Genomic DNA, 15,101 nt, shown 5'->3' with positions numbered 1-15,101 from the left:
GCTCATGTGCGACGAACCGCCGTGGTGGTGCAGGCGCACCCGCGCCAGGTCGCCGCAGCCACTTCGCGTGACATGAATCCGCGTACCGTTCCGCCTGATATCCAATTCCGGGTCAATAGACCTTGAGCTGATACCCGAATCGTAGATTCAATTCCCCGGTTTGATAATTGGCGAAATAGTGTTTTGAGTCGATAATCCAATTATCGAATGGGGAAATAAGAATGGACCGGCTCACCAGCCTTGGAGTATTCGTCGCCGCCGTCGAGGAAGGCAGCTTTGCTGCAGCGGCGCGTCGCTTCGGATTATCGGCAGCGATGGCGGGCAAGCACGTGAGCGCCCTTGAGACCGAACTGAATGCGCGGCTACTTCAGCGCACCACGAGGCGCCTGAGCCTGACCGATACCGGCCAGACTTACTACGAACGCAGCAAGCGGATTCTGGAAGCCTTCGACGAGGCAACCCGCGAAGCGAGCGATTCGCAAGGCACCGCGCGCGGCGTGCTGCGTGTCGCGGCACCGGTGACGTTCGGCGCGATGCACCTTGGCGGAGTGGTGGCGCGCTATCTGGAGGACCATCCGCAAGTCAACGTGGAAGTGCTGCTTGGCGACCGCTATGTCGACCTCATCGACACGGGCGTCGATGTCGCTATCCGCGTCGGACGGCTGGAGGACCCGGCACTGGTGACCCGCAGACTCGCGCCTTGCCGGATGGTGGTGTGCGCGTCTCCCGCCTATCTCGCGCGCCATGGCACGCCGCGCAAGCCGGAAGACTTGCGGCTTGCGCAGCGGCTTGCGTTTAGCGAAGCCGTGTCGGCCGGCGACTGGACCTTGCTCGACGCGGAGAACCGCGCGCACGTCATTGACGGACCCTGCCGGATGGCAGCCAACAATACGCAGATGCTTCTGGCCGCCGCCCTTGCGGGCGCGGGCATTGCGTATGGTCCGACCTTCGTGTTCGGCGAGCATCTTCGACGGGGTGAGCTGGTGGTTCTACTGCCGGCTTATCACGCGGCGAATCTGACGATTCAGGCGGTTTATCCGAGCGCGCAGCGCATACCTCTCAAGGTGCGCCGGTTTGTCGATTACCTGACCGAAGCGTTCGGCGACGAACCGCCCTGGGATCGAAAGGAAATCCCCTGACTGCGCCGACGACACTAGCGGTAGTTCACGAAGTCGATTACGTCGTTGAGGAACCAGGGCAGAATGAGTTGCGTGTCTGGATAGCTGGTGCCGACCGTGAGTCTCGGTGGTCTTGACGCAGAGTCGGCATACGGTGAACGACCCGGACTGTGCAGGACGTAGGTCCCTGAATCGGTTGCCTGCTGATAACTCGCCGGAGTCGTTGTGCAGCCAGTGGCGAGAACGGCGAGAACTGCGGCAAGGCAACGGGACTTCATGATGGGATGAGCTCCGGCGATGTTTTTGCCATTATGGTTGAACTCCAGCGAACTCTGGCAACGAATCGTGCGTCGCCTTTACAACACCCATGTCGTCATGCCCACTTTTACACGTGCGCCATCCGCTATGGGCACCTATAAACAGCGTTATCCGCGATCTGGAAACACGGCCTTCAGTCGCCCTCCCAGATTCCCCCCAATGACATCATCAACTTCGTCAACCGCCGGTAGTCAGCCGTCCGCTGCAACGGCCGAGGCCGATCAATTGCTGGACCCAGTCCTGCTGCGTCGTCTTCTGCGCGCCAAAGATCGCATGGATGCTGCGTCGCACGAGGCCTGGCCTGTCGAGCGGCTTGCTTCGGTCAGCGGCGTCTCCGAGGCCCATTTCGCGCGCTCGTTCAAACGAGCTTTTGGCGTCCCGCCGCATCGCTATTTGCTGACACGTCGCATCGAACAGGCGAACACCCTGCTGCGCGACACCGACCTGAGCATCACTGACATCGCGTTCGCTACCGGTTGGGAAAGCCTGGGCACCTTTGGCCGCATCTTCCGCGACATTACCGGCCGAAGCCCGAGCGCGATGCGCCGAGAAGCGCGTGCCGCCATGCAGCAACTCGACCGTGTACCTGCCTGCGTGCTGAAGGCCGCGCAGCGCCCGGACCTCACCATCGCAGTTTTGGAGAAGCGGCGCCGCGTGGCGAAAGGTACATTGCCGACTCCACAACCAGGGAGAAAGCGTGATGAACCAGGGCATTAGCGTAGTGGGCCTGTACGTCGACAACCAGGACGAAGCGCTCGTGTTTTACGTCGACAAACTCGGATTCCGCGTGCACACGGACGTGCGCAACGGTGCCTACCGGTGGTTGACGGTCCAGCACCCGGATCAGCCGTCGTTTCAGCTGGGCCTGTTCACGCCGGGGCCGCCGATCCACGACGAGTCTACCGCGCAGACTTTGCGCGCGATGGTCGCCAAAGGTGCGATGCCGCCGCTTGTCCTCGCGGTGTCCGACTGCCGCGCGACTTACGCGAGGCTGAAGGCCGATGGCGTGGAATTCACACAGGAGCCGGTCGAGCGGTACGGCAGCATCGACGCCGGTTTCCGCGACCCGGCGGGTAACGGCTGGAAGATGATTCAGGCCGGGCCGGATAAAGCGTAAGCACGATCGGCCGGCTGCATGGTGCATCGCAGCCGGCCTCAAGGTGCGCGCGTCGATATCACGCGCGCGCTATCACGACCACGCGTTGGCCCGCCCGCACCGGCGAGCCAGGCGCGACATGCACTTCGTCGATCACCCCTGCGCAGGGGGCCGTCACCGAGATTTCCATCTTCATCGACTCGATGACGAGCAGCACGTCGCCCGCCGCGACGGTTGCACCGGGATTCACGTGGACCTGCCAGAGATTGCCTGCAATCTCGCTGTCCACCGCGACCTGGTGATCGTCGAGCGGTGCTGTGCCGGTCTCGATGGCGACGGGTTGTTCCAGAGTTTCTTCGACGGTCCCGGCTTCATGCCAGCGTTGCCGTTCGGCCTGGAACGCGGCTTGTTGCCGTATGCGAAAACCGTCGATGCCGTCAGCTTCCCGCTCCAGAAAATCCTGATAGTCCGATAACGACAGTTCGGTTTCTTCGATACGTAGCGGATAGCGGCCCAGCGGAAAGTCGCTACGTATGCGCAAAAGCTCATCGGCGGGGACCTCGTAGAAGCGGATCTGATCGAAAAAACGCAGCAGATACGGACGGCCCGCGAAGTCCGCCGTCTTCCTGTAGCGATTCCACATCTGCAGCGTGCGGCCGACAAACTGATATCCGCCTGGTCCCTCCATGCCGTACACGCACAGATAAGCGCCGCCGATGCCCACCGAGTTTTCTGCGGTCCATGTGCGCGCGGGGTTGTACTTGGTGGTGACGAGCCGGTGACGTGGATCGAGCGGTGTCGCGACCGGCGCGCCGAGATAAACGTCGCCGAGACCCATCACCAGATAGCTTGCATCGAACACGATGCGCTTCACGGCATCGATCGAATCGAGATCGTTGATCCGGCGAATGAACTCCAGATTGCTCGGACACCAGGGCGCATCCTTGCGCACGGTGGTCATGTATTTATCGATTGCGAGCTGGCACGCGGGGTCTTCCCACGACAGCGGCAAATGCACGATGCGCGACGGCACGCGCAAATCCTGCTGCAACAACACGCGTTGCCATGTGGTTTCGATTGTCGCGAGCAACGTGGCGAGCGGCAGACGTTCCGGCCGATAGTGAATCTGCAGCGAACGGATGCCCGGCGTCAGATCCGTTACGCCGTCGATGTCGAGCGCTTCGAGCGATTGCATCAACGCATGCCCGCGAAAGCGCAATACGAGGTCGAGTTCGGCGGGGCCGATTTCGAGCAGCAGATGCGTGTCGCCGGAAAGTCGCGCGACGAGTCGCTCGCGGTCGGTGCCAATGTCCAGCACGATCGGCGATATCAACGCGGGCGTCGCGCTAACACTGTCAGCAGCGAGCGGCGCAGCGGCGGCCTGTGCTTCGAGCGTGGCCGTTTCGATATTGCGGGCTTGCGCGGCGGCGCGGGCCGTTGCGATATCGACGGGGGTGAAGCGCACCTTGTCGCCGGCCTTCAACTGACCGATCTGCCACAGATCCGCCTCGATGATCGTCACCGGGCAGACGAAGCCACCCAGGCTTGGACCATCGGGGCCGAGTATCACGGGCATGTCGCCGGTGAAATCGATTGCACCGACTGCGTACGGATTGTCATGAATGTTCGACGGATGCAAACCCGCTTCGCCACCGTCTTCGCGCGTCCATTCGGGCTTCGGCCCGATGAGGCGCACACCGGTGCGGCTCGAATTGAAATGAATCTCCCATTCGGTCGCGAGAAAGCGGTCGATATACGCGGCGCTGAAGTACTCCGGTGCGCCATGCGGGCCGTAAATCACGCGCAGCACGCGAACTGCCTGCAAAGGCGGCGTGAGTATCGCGGGCAATGCTTCACCGGCATTATGTTCGGCAAGCGGATGAAGATGCAGCACGTCCCCCGCGCGCAATGCGCGGCCGCCATGTCCGCCAAACTGGCCCAGCGTGAACGTGCTGCGACTGCCCAGATACTGCGCAACATCGAGTCCACCGCGCACGCACAGATACGCGCGCGCCCCTGCGCCGCGTATCGTGCCGAGTTCGAGCGTCGAACCGGCCGCGATATACAGCGCGGTGTTCATCGGCTGAACGCCGCCGTTCAGCGTAACCGGCAGCGTCGCGCCGGTGATCGCCACGACCGCGTCGGTGTTGAAGCGCAGCGTCGGGCCGCTCATCGTGATTTCGAAGCCTGCTGCGCCGGAGTCGTTGCCCAGCAGGCGGTTGCCGAGGCGCAGCGCGCGGTCGTCCATCGGGCCCGAGGGAGGAATGCCGACCGCCCAGTAGCCGAGCCGCCCCGGATAGTCCTGCACCGTCGTTTGTGTGCCGCCACTCAATACTTCGACGGTGGTCGCGCGGTAGCGCAGGTTGTCGAGGCAACGCGTCCACGGCTCGCCGTTCGCAAACGGCGTGTCGTCGATGATCTGACGCAGATAGTCGCGATTCGTCTCGACACCGTAGAGTCTCGTTGCAGCGAGCGCGCCGTCGAGCGCGTGACGTGCTTCGTCGCGGGTCGGCGACCACGCGATCAGCTTCGCGAGCATCGGGTCGAAATAGGGCGGCACTTCGCAGCCGGCTTCGATCCATTTGTCGATACGCAGCGCGCGGCCATCGGCGACAGGAAACGCGACATCCGTCAAAAGACCTGGGCTAGGTTTGAAGTCGCGGCCCGGGTCTTCCGCGTAGAGCCGCGCCTGGATTGCATGGCCCGAGGGTTGCAAGTGCCGTGCGAGCGTCGCGAGTGGGGCGAGAGTACCGGCGGCCAGTTCGATCATCCAGCGGACGAGATCGACGCCCCACACCTGTTCGGTCACACCGTGCTCGACCTGCAAACGCGTGTTCACTTCGAGAAAATAGAAGCGCTGCGCGAGACTGTCGTAGACGAACTCGACAGTACCTGCCGAGCGATAATTTACCGCTTTCGCCAGCTTTATTGCCGCTTCGCAAAGCGCATCGGCCATGCCGTCGGGCAGGTTTGGAGCAGGCGTTTCCTCAAGTACTTTCTGGTTGCGCCGTTGCACGGAACAGTCGCGCACGCCCAGTGCGATTGCGTCGCCCTGACCGTCGCCGAAAACCTGCACTTCGAGATGCCGTGCAAGCTCGATATATTTTTCGAGGAACACGCCCGCATCGCTGAAATTGTTCTGCCCGAGTCGCTTCACTACATCGAAATGCGCGGCCAGATCGTCGGCCGAATTGCACACGCGCATGCCGATGCCGCCACCGCCCGCCGTGCTTTTGAGCATCACCGGAAAGCCGATGCGCTGCGCCGCGTCCAGTGCGGCGGCGACATCGTCGAGCAAGCCGGTGCCTTCGAGCATCGGCACGCCCTGGGTCGCAGCGATCGCGCGCGCTGTGTGCTTGAGGCCGAACGTGCGCAACTGTTCGGGCGTCGGTCCGATGAACGCAATGCCGGCCGTCTCGCATGCATCGGCAAACGCCGCGTTTTCCGATAGAAAGCCGTAACCCGGATGGATCGCCTGCACCCCTTCGGCGCGCGCGATATCGAGAATCTTGCCGATGTCGAGATAGGTCGCGCCCGCCGCGCCTTCGCCGAGGCAATGAGCGGACGACGCCTGACTCACATGCAAACTCGCGCGATCGGCTTCGCTGAATACAGCGATCCCCGCGACATCGAGTTCACGCAGCGTACGCAGGATGCGGCACGCAATCGCGCCACGATTGGCAATCAGGACTTTGTCGAACATGAGTGAGCGTTTTAAGGCGTGGGCGGGCCGTCCCGCCACGTGGGCATGCGTGCCGTGGTCGTCCACGGCAAGGGTGATGATCGCTATGCGGCGTTCGACGCGTGGCTACTTGCGCGGGTCAACGCGTTGTATCCGCCAATGACGTTCGGCACGCACTCGCAATACGTCGTAGATCCAGTCGCGCAAGGTGCTCAGTTCCATATCAACAGCTCCGCCGGGGTCGGGTTGTACGCGTTGCACGGGTTGTTCAGTTGCGGGCAGTTCGAGATCAGCACGATCACGTCCATCTCCGCGCGCATTTCCACATACTTGCCGGGCGCGGAAATGCCGTCTTCGAATGTCAGGCCGCCGCTCGCGGTAACCGGCACGTTCATGAAGAAATTGACGTTCGCGTTTATGTCGCGTTTCGTCAGACGTCCGTCGTGCGCGCAGGCACGCAGGTAGTTATCGCGGCAGCTATGCATGTAGCGCTTTTCCAGCGCATAACGCACGGTGTTGCTTTCCTGCGCGCATGCGCCGCCGAGCGTGTCGTGACGCCCACACGTATCGGCGACGATAGTCAGCATCGGGCGGCCGAGGTTCGAGTACAGCACGGTCCCCGTCGTCAGATAAAGGCTTTGTTGACGGCGTAAAGTGCGTTGCGCGTCGTAGCGCTCGCGCGGATCGGCGACGCTGTAGAACAGCGTATCGACGGCCTGGTTGCCTTCGAGGTCGTGAATGCGCAGTGTCTGGCCCGCTTTTACTTCCTTGAGCCACGGTTCGCCTGCGGCCAGCGTTTCACGAAAGATTGCGTCGGCGGGATTTCGGGTGCTTTCAGTGAGCGTTGTAGTCATGTGACGTGCGTCCCGTTCAGAGAAAGAAGCGTTCGGTGTTGATGAAGCCGCGCATGTTTTCGTCGCATGACGTGCGGCACAGTTCGGCGACCTGCGGGTCGGCTGCGCTCAACGCGAGCTTGACGGGCTTCGGGGCATATTCGGCAGACGGGTCGAGCGGATGCTGAATCGCGGTCAATACGATCAGCGTGTTCATTGGCGCGTACAGTTCGACGTAGTCGCCGGCCATCGAATTGCCCGGCACGAAATTGAGCGCGCCTGCTTCGGTGACGTCGACGCGGCTGAACAGGTTCAGCGTCATCAACAGATCGGGCAGCCCGAGTCCCCATTTGCCGAGTTCCACCAGCAGGTTGTCGGTGCCGTTGCGAAAGAACGCATTGCGCAGTTCCTGATAACGGCCCGCGCCGTATTTGTCGAAAACTTCTTCCGCATTCGACACGCCTGTGAGCGTGTCGTGCCAGCCGCATGTATCGGCGACGATGGCGGCGAGCACGCGGCCCATGTCCGAGTACAGGCAATGGCCTGCAGTGAGTTTGGCGGTGTGCTGGCACTTGAGCGTGTCGGGCAGATTGAGGCGTTCGCTTTTCTCGCTGGCGTTGACCATCATCACGCTGACGTTGGCGCCGCCGCGCAAATCGGTAATACGCAGCGATTGTCCGCGCTTGACGATCAGCGATGTGTGTCCGCCGCCAGGGACGTTTTCTTCCAGTAGCAGAGTCATATCGAGTCTCCTTATGCCGGGACCACGTCGGCGCGCGACGCGCCTTTCACCACGGCCTGTGCCATGTGAAGGGACGACGCACTGGCGCGGCTGTGGTCGAGTGGGATGTTGTAGGTAATACGCGCGCCGTAAGCGTGCGGCGCCTGCGGGTCCACGCGCACCTTGTCGAACACCAGCACGCGGCTGCCGAGCGCAAAGCCCTCCTTCAGATCATGCGTGACCATGAAAATCGTCAGGCCGGTTTCGCGCCACAAATCGAGCAGCAGATCCTGCATGTCTTTGCGGATGCCGGGGTCGAGCGCGCCGAACGGTTCATCGAGCAGCAGCACGCGCGGCTTCATCACCAGCGCTTGCGCGATCGCCAGACGTTGCTGCATGCCGCCCGACAGTTGATGCGGATACTTGTCGAGCGCGGCACCGAGGCCCACGCGCTCCAGCATCGCGACAGCCTGGTCTTGCGCGGCGCGGCGGCGCGCGCCGAACAGCCGTCCGGTGAATTTCGCGTGCGGCAATTCGAGTCCGAGCAGCACGTTGCGCATCACGCTCAGATGCTCGAATACCGAATAGCGCTGAAACACCACGCCGCGATGCGCGTCCGGTTCACCCGGCAGCGGCTGGCCGTCGAGCAGAATCTCGCCGCGCGTGACGCGTTCCTGACCAAGCAGCAGCCGCAGAAACGTCGACTTGCCGCAACCCGACGCGCCGACCATCGAACAGAACTCGCCTTGGGCAATGGTCAGGTTCAACCGTTCGAGCACGACCTGTTCGCCGTATTCTTTCCAGACGTTGCGAACTTCGATCATCGCGAGCCTCCGCCGTACCAGGGAAACGCCCACGTCGTCAGCCGCCGCAACGCTTCGTCCATCAGCCAGGCGAGCAGCGTGATCCACATGACGTAAGGCAGGATTACGTCCATCGCGAGATAACGGCGTACCAGGAAGATGCGGTAGCCGAGGCCGTCGGTCGAAGCAATCGCTTCAGCGGCGATCAGGAACAGCCACGCGGAACACAACGACAGACGCAGCGCGACCAGCAGACGCGGCAACAGTTGCGGCACGATCACGCGCAGCATCAACGTCCAGCTCGTGGCGCCGAGCGTTTGCGCTTTCACCCACAATTCATTCGGGATTTCGCGCGCGCGTTGCTGCAGATCGCGGATCATCATCGGTGTAATGCCGATCACGATCAGCACCACTTTCGACAGTTCGTCGAGCCCAAATACGATGAACAGAATCGGCAGCACCGCGAGCGGCGGGATCATCGACATCACGGTGATGAACGGCGATAACGTGGCCGTGACGAGCGGAATGCTGCCCGTCACCAGGCCGAATATCAGCGCAATCGCCGCGCTCACCACGAGCCCGATGCCGAGCCGCCGCAAACTTGAGACGGTGTCGACCCACAGCAGATGCTCGCCGGTGCGCTTGTCCTCGGTGAACGCGAACTGTTTGACCGCTTCGCTCATTTGCGTCGCGCTGGGCAGCAGTTTGTCGTCGGCGTTCGCCGCGAGCCGCAGCGACGAACCCGTGAAATAAACCGCTATCAGCACGATGAACGGCATGAGAAGAAGCATCAGCGCGCCGCTGCGCGTTGGGTGTCGGTTGATGAGTCGCATGGCTGACCGCCTCGTGATTCAGAAACGTTCCGGGAGCCGGCGATCAGAGCTTGCCGTCTGCGGCGAGGCGCACGTACGTCGGATCGAAACGCAGCTTCACATTGCTTTTGCTGCCGACAATGACGCCCTTATCGAATGCCATGCCGACCGCGTTTGCGTCGGGCGCACCTTGTCCGAGCAGGCCGTGATCGAACGAGAACTTCGCCACGCGTGTCATGGTTTGCGGCAGCGTCGGGCTGGTCGCGAAATCGAGGGCGGCTTTCGGCGTGTAGAAGAGTGCGGTGGTCGAGAGCTGGCCCTTGAAGCCTGCGAGATCGGTGCCCGAGGCCTTCGCCATCGACGTCAACGCGGTTGTACTGCCGGCATTGTTCGCGTGCATCAGCGCGACCATTTCGAACCATGCGCCGGTTAGCGCCTTGCCGAGTGCGGGGTTCTCCTGGAGCGTCTTCGTGTTGACGACCATCATGTCCATGATCTCGCCGGGAATCTTGCTCGAATCAAACACTTCAGTGACGTTCGGCTTCGCTTTCAGATCGGCGAGCATGGGGTTCCACGTGACGGCATCTCTGACCGACGGTGTTTCGAATGCGGCGGAGATATCGGCGTCAGACGTATTGACGACCTTCAGGTCGCGCTCGCTCAGTCCCGCGGATTCCAGCGCGCGAGCCAGCAGATAGTGCGACACGGAGAACTGGACGAGATTGACCGATTGACCCTTGAGGTCGGCCACTTTCTTGCCGTTGCCTTTGATCAGTACACCGTCGTTACCGTTCGAGTAGTCGCTGATGATCAGCGCGGTCGAATCGACGCCGCCGGTCGCGGGAATGGTCAGCGCGTCCATGTTGGTCATCGCGCAGCCGTCGAACTTGCCCGCCGTGTACTGGTTGATTGATTCGACGTAGTCGTTCAGTTGCACGACATCGACGTTGATGCCGTATTTCTTGGCCCATTTAGACACGATGCCCTGGGTTTTCGCTTCGCCCCACGGCATCCAGCCGGCGTAGATCGTCCAGCAGACTTTGAAGTCGGTGCGCCCGGCGGCGAATGTCGGAGTGGAGGCGAGAATGGAGAGAGCGGCGGCTGCGGCAGCGAACAGGCGGAACTTGCGCATGAGGTTGACCTCGAGATGGCGGGTTATCGACGGTAGGAGCGGCGCGACGAATCGCGTTCTCTCCCGGGCTTTTGTCCCGCCGTGTAACCTCGCCTGAGGTCGACAGCTCTCGGACCAGCATCCGCATCGCCGAGGCGATGCGGACCGGAACCCTAGCCGTCCATTGCAAATTGTGACTACTTAAACCGGTTGTTGCGCCGGCTCCTGCTTTTACAAAAAGCGAGAAGCGTGCCAGTGATGTGACGCCCATCTGGTGGGTGATTGCCGGTTTGACAGAGCACCGGCATGCGATCAGACGGCGTGTTCGCGCCCGCTTATGGTGCGCGATGGCACCTGTTGGGGCGCGAACCCGAAGGACGTGTGTCGCGGCGTGATGCTCATTGCTGAACCTTCTCCGACTCGACCACGAGGTCCAGCACATAAGCAATGGACGATCCGTCAGCGGGCGGATTGGCGACGGTATAGCGCTTCACGCGCAGCACATTGCGGATGCCCGGTGTATGCGTATAACCCTCGATATCCTGATTCAGCGGCTGCCATGCGCCGGGCGTTCCGGTCGGCAGGCCATGCTCGTCGTAATGAATTTCGCGCACCTGCAGGCACTGTTTGTCCGGCATCAATGGATGATTGCATGGCGTGGTTTGTGCGGCGACTTCAAGGAAAGCGGTTTCGCCGGGGCCGCCGAAGCGGGTTTGAGCCGTGGCCGTGCCGGTGAAGTTCAACGTGTCGCCAGTGGCCGTGACTAACTGAAGGTGCGGCGTGTTACCTCCTGCCAGCATGCTGACGCTCGAGGTGCCTTGCAGGCGTTGCGAGATGGCGTTGTCGAGCGCGGCGAGGGCGGGCTCGCGGCAGGCCATCATGGTGCTCACCATCGAGCCTATTTGCAGCTGGCCTTTCCTGATCGTGTAGCCGGCTCCCATGCTGTTGCAACTGTTGACTACATTCAACCGGTCGGGACTGAAGTCGAGTTGCACGGGTTTGTCTTCGCGGACGAACAAAGCGTCGATGCGGTTGCCGTTGCTGTCGGTCGCGTTGGTGAGTTGCCAGTGGTACTGGACGAGCTTGCTGCCGCCGGCCGCTGGCGACGCATTCGCCGGTGCGGTGGTTGTAGTTGTTGTCGAAGGGGCAGGGCCGGTCGCTTCGGGTGCCTGCGCACAGGCGGCAAGGGCGAGCGGCAGCAGGAGCAGGCGGAATTTCACGTCGTACCTCCGTTGAATGAGTGGGTAATAGAGGTGGCGTTTCGATGAACTCCTGATTGTATAGGACGTTGAATGACGGTTTGAATCACGTCGGCGCGACTGCGGGTGTTATCCCCGCAAGCATTTGAGCCCTGTTTTCCGGGCATAATATTTCATTCGACCATCGCGCGATCTTCACCCGATCATTCGAACTTCACCATGCGCCTATTCAACTCTCTGTTTGTGCTAATCGGCACCTTGTTCGCGGCGGGCGGGTACGGAGCGACGTTTTTCCTGTCGATGCATTTCAACTCGCTTGGCGGCAGCGATATCGACACTGGCCTGGCACTCGCGGAAGCCACGCTCGGCACACTCGTTGGTGTTCTGCTGGTCGGCTGGTTTGCACAGCGCATCGGGGCTGCGCGAACCATGGCGCTCGCGGCGTTGTGCATCGGCGCAGGGGTCACCGGTTTCGCGCTGATCGAACGAATCAGTCCGTTCAGCTTTTTCCCCGGTTTTCTGGTGGGTTTGGGTTGGGGCGCGTTCTGTCTGGCCGCGCCGATGTCGCTTGCCGAGCGCACCAGCGACGCCGAGCGCGGCGCGTGGTTCATGCGCTTTGGCACGGTGCAGATGGCCGGTATCGGCGGATGCCCGGCGGTCGCCGCATTCGCCATTCATTCGCTGCGCTGGCCGCTGACTAGCGTGCTGTTGGTGATCGGCGGATTGTGCGGAGTAGCGGCGCTGTTGCTGGAAACCTTTGGCCGGATTTCGCCGCGTTCATCAGCGTTGCCTGCGTCGCCGGTACAGGAAAGATGGCTGCGCGAATTCGGCGCTATTTCCCGCACGCGCGCCGCGTATCCGATCGTCATGATCTCTCTGTGCGCGTGCGTTTTTTCCGGCCTGATGACTTTCCAGATGTCGCTCGTGCAAGGCACCGGTTTGCAGGCGGGCACGTTTTTCAGCGTCTATGCGGTCACGGTCGTGGCGGCGCGCTGGTTGCTTGCGCGCGTCGTGATCCGGCTTCATCGCGAGGTCGCAACAAAGGTGCTGCTCGTGATGATGCTGCTCGGCGTCGCGGCGGTCTCGGCGGTGCCTTATAACGCGATGTTCCATCCGGCCAGCGCGATCCTGCTCGGAACCGGTTACGGGCTCGTCTATCCGACTATCCAGACCCAGGCGGTCAACGATTCCGCGGAAATGCACCGGCCGGCCGCGTTGACGTGGTTTGTCGTCGCGTACTTCATCGGCACCTTCGGCTTTCCGGCGATCGGCGGATGGGTACTGGTTCACATGGGCCGGGACGCACTGGTCGCGCTGATCGCCGCATGCGGACTCGCGGCGCTGATGCTGGCGATCATGCAGGACAGGCGCGGGGTCAAGGCGCTGTCGAAAGCGTGAATACGGTGGCGCTCTATTAACAGGCGCGTAATAACCCCGCGTAGTTTGTATCCCCATGTATCTCCCGCTGCAACCGATACATAGCGTTGCACGCGCCGCGATTCGCGACATCACTGCGATACATGAGGGCGGTGGAATACAGCACATAGCTTGACGTGCCGTTGCCGCCCGGCGTTCGACGCCGGTCCGTCCACTGTCTACTGTTTCAACATCGACCTCATGTTACTCATCGTCATTGCATTCATGGGCGGCGTGTTCACCGTGCTGAGCCCGTGCATTCTGCCGGTCGTCCCGTTCGTTTTCGCGCGCTCCGACCGGCCGTTCGCAACCGACCGCCTCCCGCTGCTGCTCGGCCTCGCCGGCACCTTCACCCTGGTGACGGGACTCGGCGCGGCCGGTCTGAGCGGCGCGGCGCAATTGAGCCAGTACGGCCGCTGGATCTCGCTCGCACTCTTCGCGCTGTTCGGCGCGGCGCTGCTGTTTCCGTCGATTGCCACGCGCCTCTCGCGTCCGCTGTCGGCGCTTGCCGAGCGCTTCGTCACCCATTCGCAAGACCAGCGAACGACGCGCCGGATCGGCGCAGCAGTCCTGCTCGGTGCCGCGACGGGCTTGCTGTGGGCGCCGTGTGCGGGACCGGTTCTCGGCCTGATCCTGACCGGTGCCGCGTTGCATGGCGCGACCTGGCAGACCGGCGCGGCGCTCGCCGCCTATGCGCTGGGTGCCGCGTGTTCGCTGGCGGTGGTGTCGGGTCTCGGCAAGCGTTCGCTGGATTTTCTCAAGCGCTCGTTCGGCATCGGCGAAGGAGTGCGTCGCGCGATGGGCGCGCTCGTGCTGCTCACGGTCGCGGCGATTTCGCTGGGTGTCGACACGCAGATTCTCGCGCATGTGCCAGGTGCGCCGACGAATGGAATCGAGAGCCGGCTGGTCGGTTTGCTCGAATCGAACGAGCCGGTGTTGAGGGCGCGGCCCGCATCGCCGATCATGCGCGTGTCGCTGAGCGCTTCCCATCCGGATGCGTTGCCGGTTCAGGGCCGCCTGCCATCGTTCGACGGCGCGACGACCTGGCTGAACAGCGCGCCGCTTTCCCGCGATGCATTGCGCGGCAAAGTGGTGGTGGTCAACTTCTGGACTTACTCGTGCATCAACTGTCTGCGCACGTTGCCGTATCTGAAGACATGGGCGGATCGTTATCGCGATGACGGTCTCGTCGTGGTCGGCGTGCACACGCCCGAGTTCGGCTTCGAGCACGACACGGCGAACGTGCGCCGCGCGCTGGACGATCTGAAAATCCACTACCCGGTCGCGGTCGATAACGACTACCGTATCTGGCAGGCGTTCGGCAATCAGTACTGGCCCGCGTTCTATATCGTCGATGCGCAAGGCCGTATCCGGTATCAGCACTTCGGCGAAGGCAACTACCGCGAAGCGGAGCAGGCAATCCAGCAACTGCTGGCGGACAACGGCCGTGCGATGCCTGCTGTCGATCCGAAGCCGGTGCTGGCGAACGGTTCGCAAGCGGCGGCTGATCCGTCGGACATCGGCTCAGACGAGACGTATGTGGGTTACCGGCAGGCGCAGGGTTTTGCGTCCCCACAAGCTGTGCAGTCCGATAACGCAGCGGCTTACACGTTGCCCACGCAATTGTCGTTGAATAGCTGGGCGCTTTCGGGGCAGTGGAACATAGGCGGCGAATTTGCGGAGCCAACCGTGCAGCACGGTCGCATCGCCTATCGTTTCCACGCACGCGATCTGCATCTGGTGCTCGCTCCGGCAACGGATGGCAAGCCGGTGCGATTCAGGATCACGATTGACGGAGCGCCGCCGGGTGCCGCGCACGGCGAGGACGTCGCGAGCGACGGCACGGGTACGGTGACGAGTGCGCGTTTGTATCAACTGGTGCGTCAGCGTGGTGAGGTGGCCGACAGGACGTTCGAAATCGAATTCCTCGATCCGGGCGCGAAGGTATTCAGCTTTACGTTTGGTTAAGAGAACTGTGGGTGGCGCTGCAAA

Annotated in this window: 13 protein-coding genes and 1 riboswitch; of the genes, 5 read left to right on the top strand and 8 right to left on the bottom strand. The window is 62.3% G+C overall.

The window, feature by feature from the left end; translation table 11 throughout:
* Positions 1-221: 221 nt before the first annotated feature.
* Positions 222-1,139 carry a LysR family transcriptional regulator gene (locus BLS41_RS31770; protein WP_074771652.1) on the top strand — a complete coding sequence of 306 codons (918 nt, stop codon included), beginning with the start codon at positions 222-224 and terminating at the stop codon, positions 1,137-1,139.
* Between the two features lie 14 nt (positions 1,140-1,153).
* Here the strand turns inward: BLS41_RS31770 and BLS41_RS31765 are convergent, their stop codons facing one another.
* Positions 1,154-1,396 (bottom strand): hypothetical protein, encoded by a 243-nt coding sequence (locus BLS41_RS31765; protein ID WP_074771651.1) that lies wholly within the window; start codon positions 1,394-1,396, stop codon positions 1,154-1,156.
* Positions 1,397-1,595: 199 nt separating this feature from the next.
* Here BLS41_RS31765 and BLS41_RS31760 point away from each other — a divergent pair, with 199 nt between their 5' ends.
* Together BLS41_RS31760 and BLS41_RS31755 are read left to right on the top strand one after the other, a co-directional pair.
* Entirely contained in the window at positions 1,596-2,153 is a 558-nt protein-coding gene (locus tag BLS41_RS31760) for a helix-turn-helix domain-containing protein (RefSeq protein WP_074771650.1), read from the top strand.
* A complete protein-coding gene (locus BLS41_RS31755; protein WP_074771649.1) occupies positions 2,137-2,553 on the top strand; it encodes a VOC family protein in 417 nt (138 codons plus the stop codon). The genes BLS41_RS31760 and BLS41_RS31755 overlap by 17 nt, the downstream gene beginning before the upstream one ends.
* A 58-nt stretch (positions 2,554-2,611) precedes the next feature.
* On the opposite strand, the gene uca is transcribed toward BLS41_RS31755, so the two are convergent.
* The 7 genes from uca to BLS41_RS31720 all read right to left on the bottom strand — a co-directional run bounded on the left by uca (position 2,612) and on the right by BLS41_RS31720 (position 11,714).
* Positions 2,612-6,235, bottom strand: a complete 3,624-nt coding sequence (uca, locus tag BLS41_RS31750; protein WP_074771648.1) for an urea carboxylase — start codon at positions 6,233-6,235, stop codon at positions 2,612-2,614.
* Between the two features lie 191 nt (positions 6,236-6,426).
* On the bottom strand, positions 6,427-7,068 hold the full coding sequence (locus BLS41_RS31745) for an urea amidolyase associated protein UAAP2 (protein ID WP_074771647.1): 642 nt from the start codon (positions 7,066-7,068) through the stop codon (positions 6,427-6,429).
* Positions 7,069-7,084: 16 nt separating this feature from the next.
* On the bottom strand, positions 7,085-7,789 hold the full coding sequence (locus tag BLS41_RS31740; protein ID WP_074771646.1) for an urea amidolyase associated protein UAAP1: 705 nt from the start codon (positions 7,787-7,789) through the stop codon (positions 7,085-7,087).
* Between the two features lie 11 nt (positions 7,790-7,800).
* The gene (locus tag BLS41_RS31735; protein WP_074771645.1) at positions 7,801-8,592 is read right to left on the bottom strand and encodes an ABC transporter ATP-binding protein; all 792 of its coding nucleotides are present in this window, start codon (positions 8,590-8,592) and stop codon (positions 7,801-7,803) included.
* Complete coding sequence (locus BLS41_RS31730) at positions 8,589-9,404, bottom strand: ABC transporter permease (protein ID WP_074771644.1); 816 nt, start codon at positions 9,402-9,404, stop codon at positions 8,589-8,591. The genes BLS41_RS31735 and BLS41_RS31730 overlap by 4 nt, the downstream gene beginning before the upstream one ends.
* A 43-nt stretch (positions 9,405-9,447) precedes the next feature.
* The gene (locus tag BLS41_RS31725) at positions 9,448-10,515 is read right to left on the bottom strand and encodes a putative urea ABC transporter substrate-binding protein (RefSeq protein WP_074771643.1); all 1,068 of its coding nucleotides are present in this window, start codon (positions 10,513-10,515) and stop codon (positions 9,448-9,450) included.
* Between the two features lie 58 nt (positions 10,516-10,573).
* A riboswitch (guanidine-I (ykkC/yxkD leader) is annotated at positions 10,574-10,682 on the bottom strand.
* A 210-nt stretch (positions 10,683-10,892) separates the two neighbouring features.
* Complete coding sequence (locus tag BLS41_RS31720) at positions 10,893-11,714, bottom strand: META and DUF4377 domain-containing protein (RefSeq protein ID WP_074771642.1); 822 nt, start codon at positions 11,712-11,714, stop codon at positions 10,893-10,895.
* Between the two features lie 198 nt (positions 11,715-11,912).
* On the opposite strand from BLS41_RS31720, the gene BLS41_RS31715 reads away from it, so the two are divergent.
* Together BLS41_RS31715 and BLS41_RS31710 are read left to right on the top strand one after the other, a co-directional pair.
* On the top strand, positions 11,913-13,091 hold the full coding sequence (locus BLS41_RS31715; RefSeq protein ID WP_074771641.1) for an MFS transporter: 1,179 nt from the start codon (positions 11,913-11,915) through the stop codon (positions 13,089-13,091).
* 219 nt (positions 13,092-13,310) lie between these two features.
* Entirely contained in the window at positions 13,311-15,077 is a 1,767-nt protein-coding gene (locus tag BLS41_RS31710) for a cytochrome c biogenesis protein DipZ (RefSeq protein ID WP_074773250.1), read from the top strand.
* Positions 15,078-15,101 lie beyond the last annotated feature (24 nt).

The organism is Paraburkholderia fungorum, assembly GCF_900099835.1.
In the GTDB taxonomy this organism is placed as follows: domain Bacteria; phylum Pseudomonadota; class Gammaproteobacteria; order Burkholderiales; family Burkholderiaceae; genus Paraburkholderia; species Paraburkholderia fungorum_A.
Note: the sequence above shows the minus strand (reverse complement) of the source record. Positions and strands in the feature narration are given on the sequence as shown.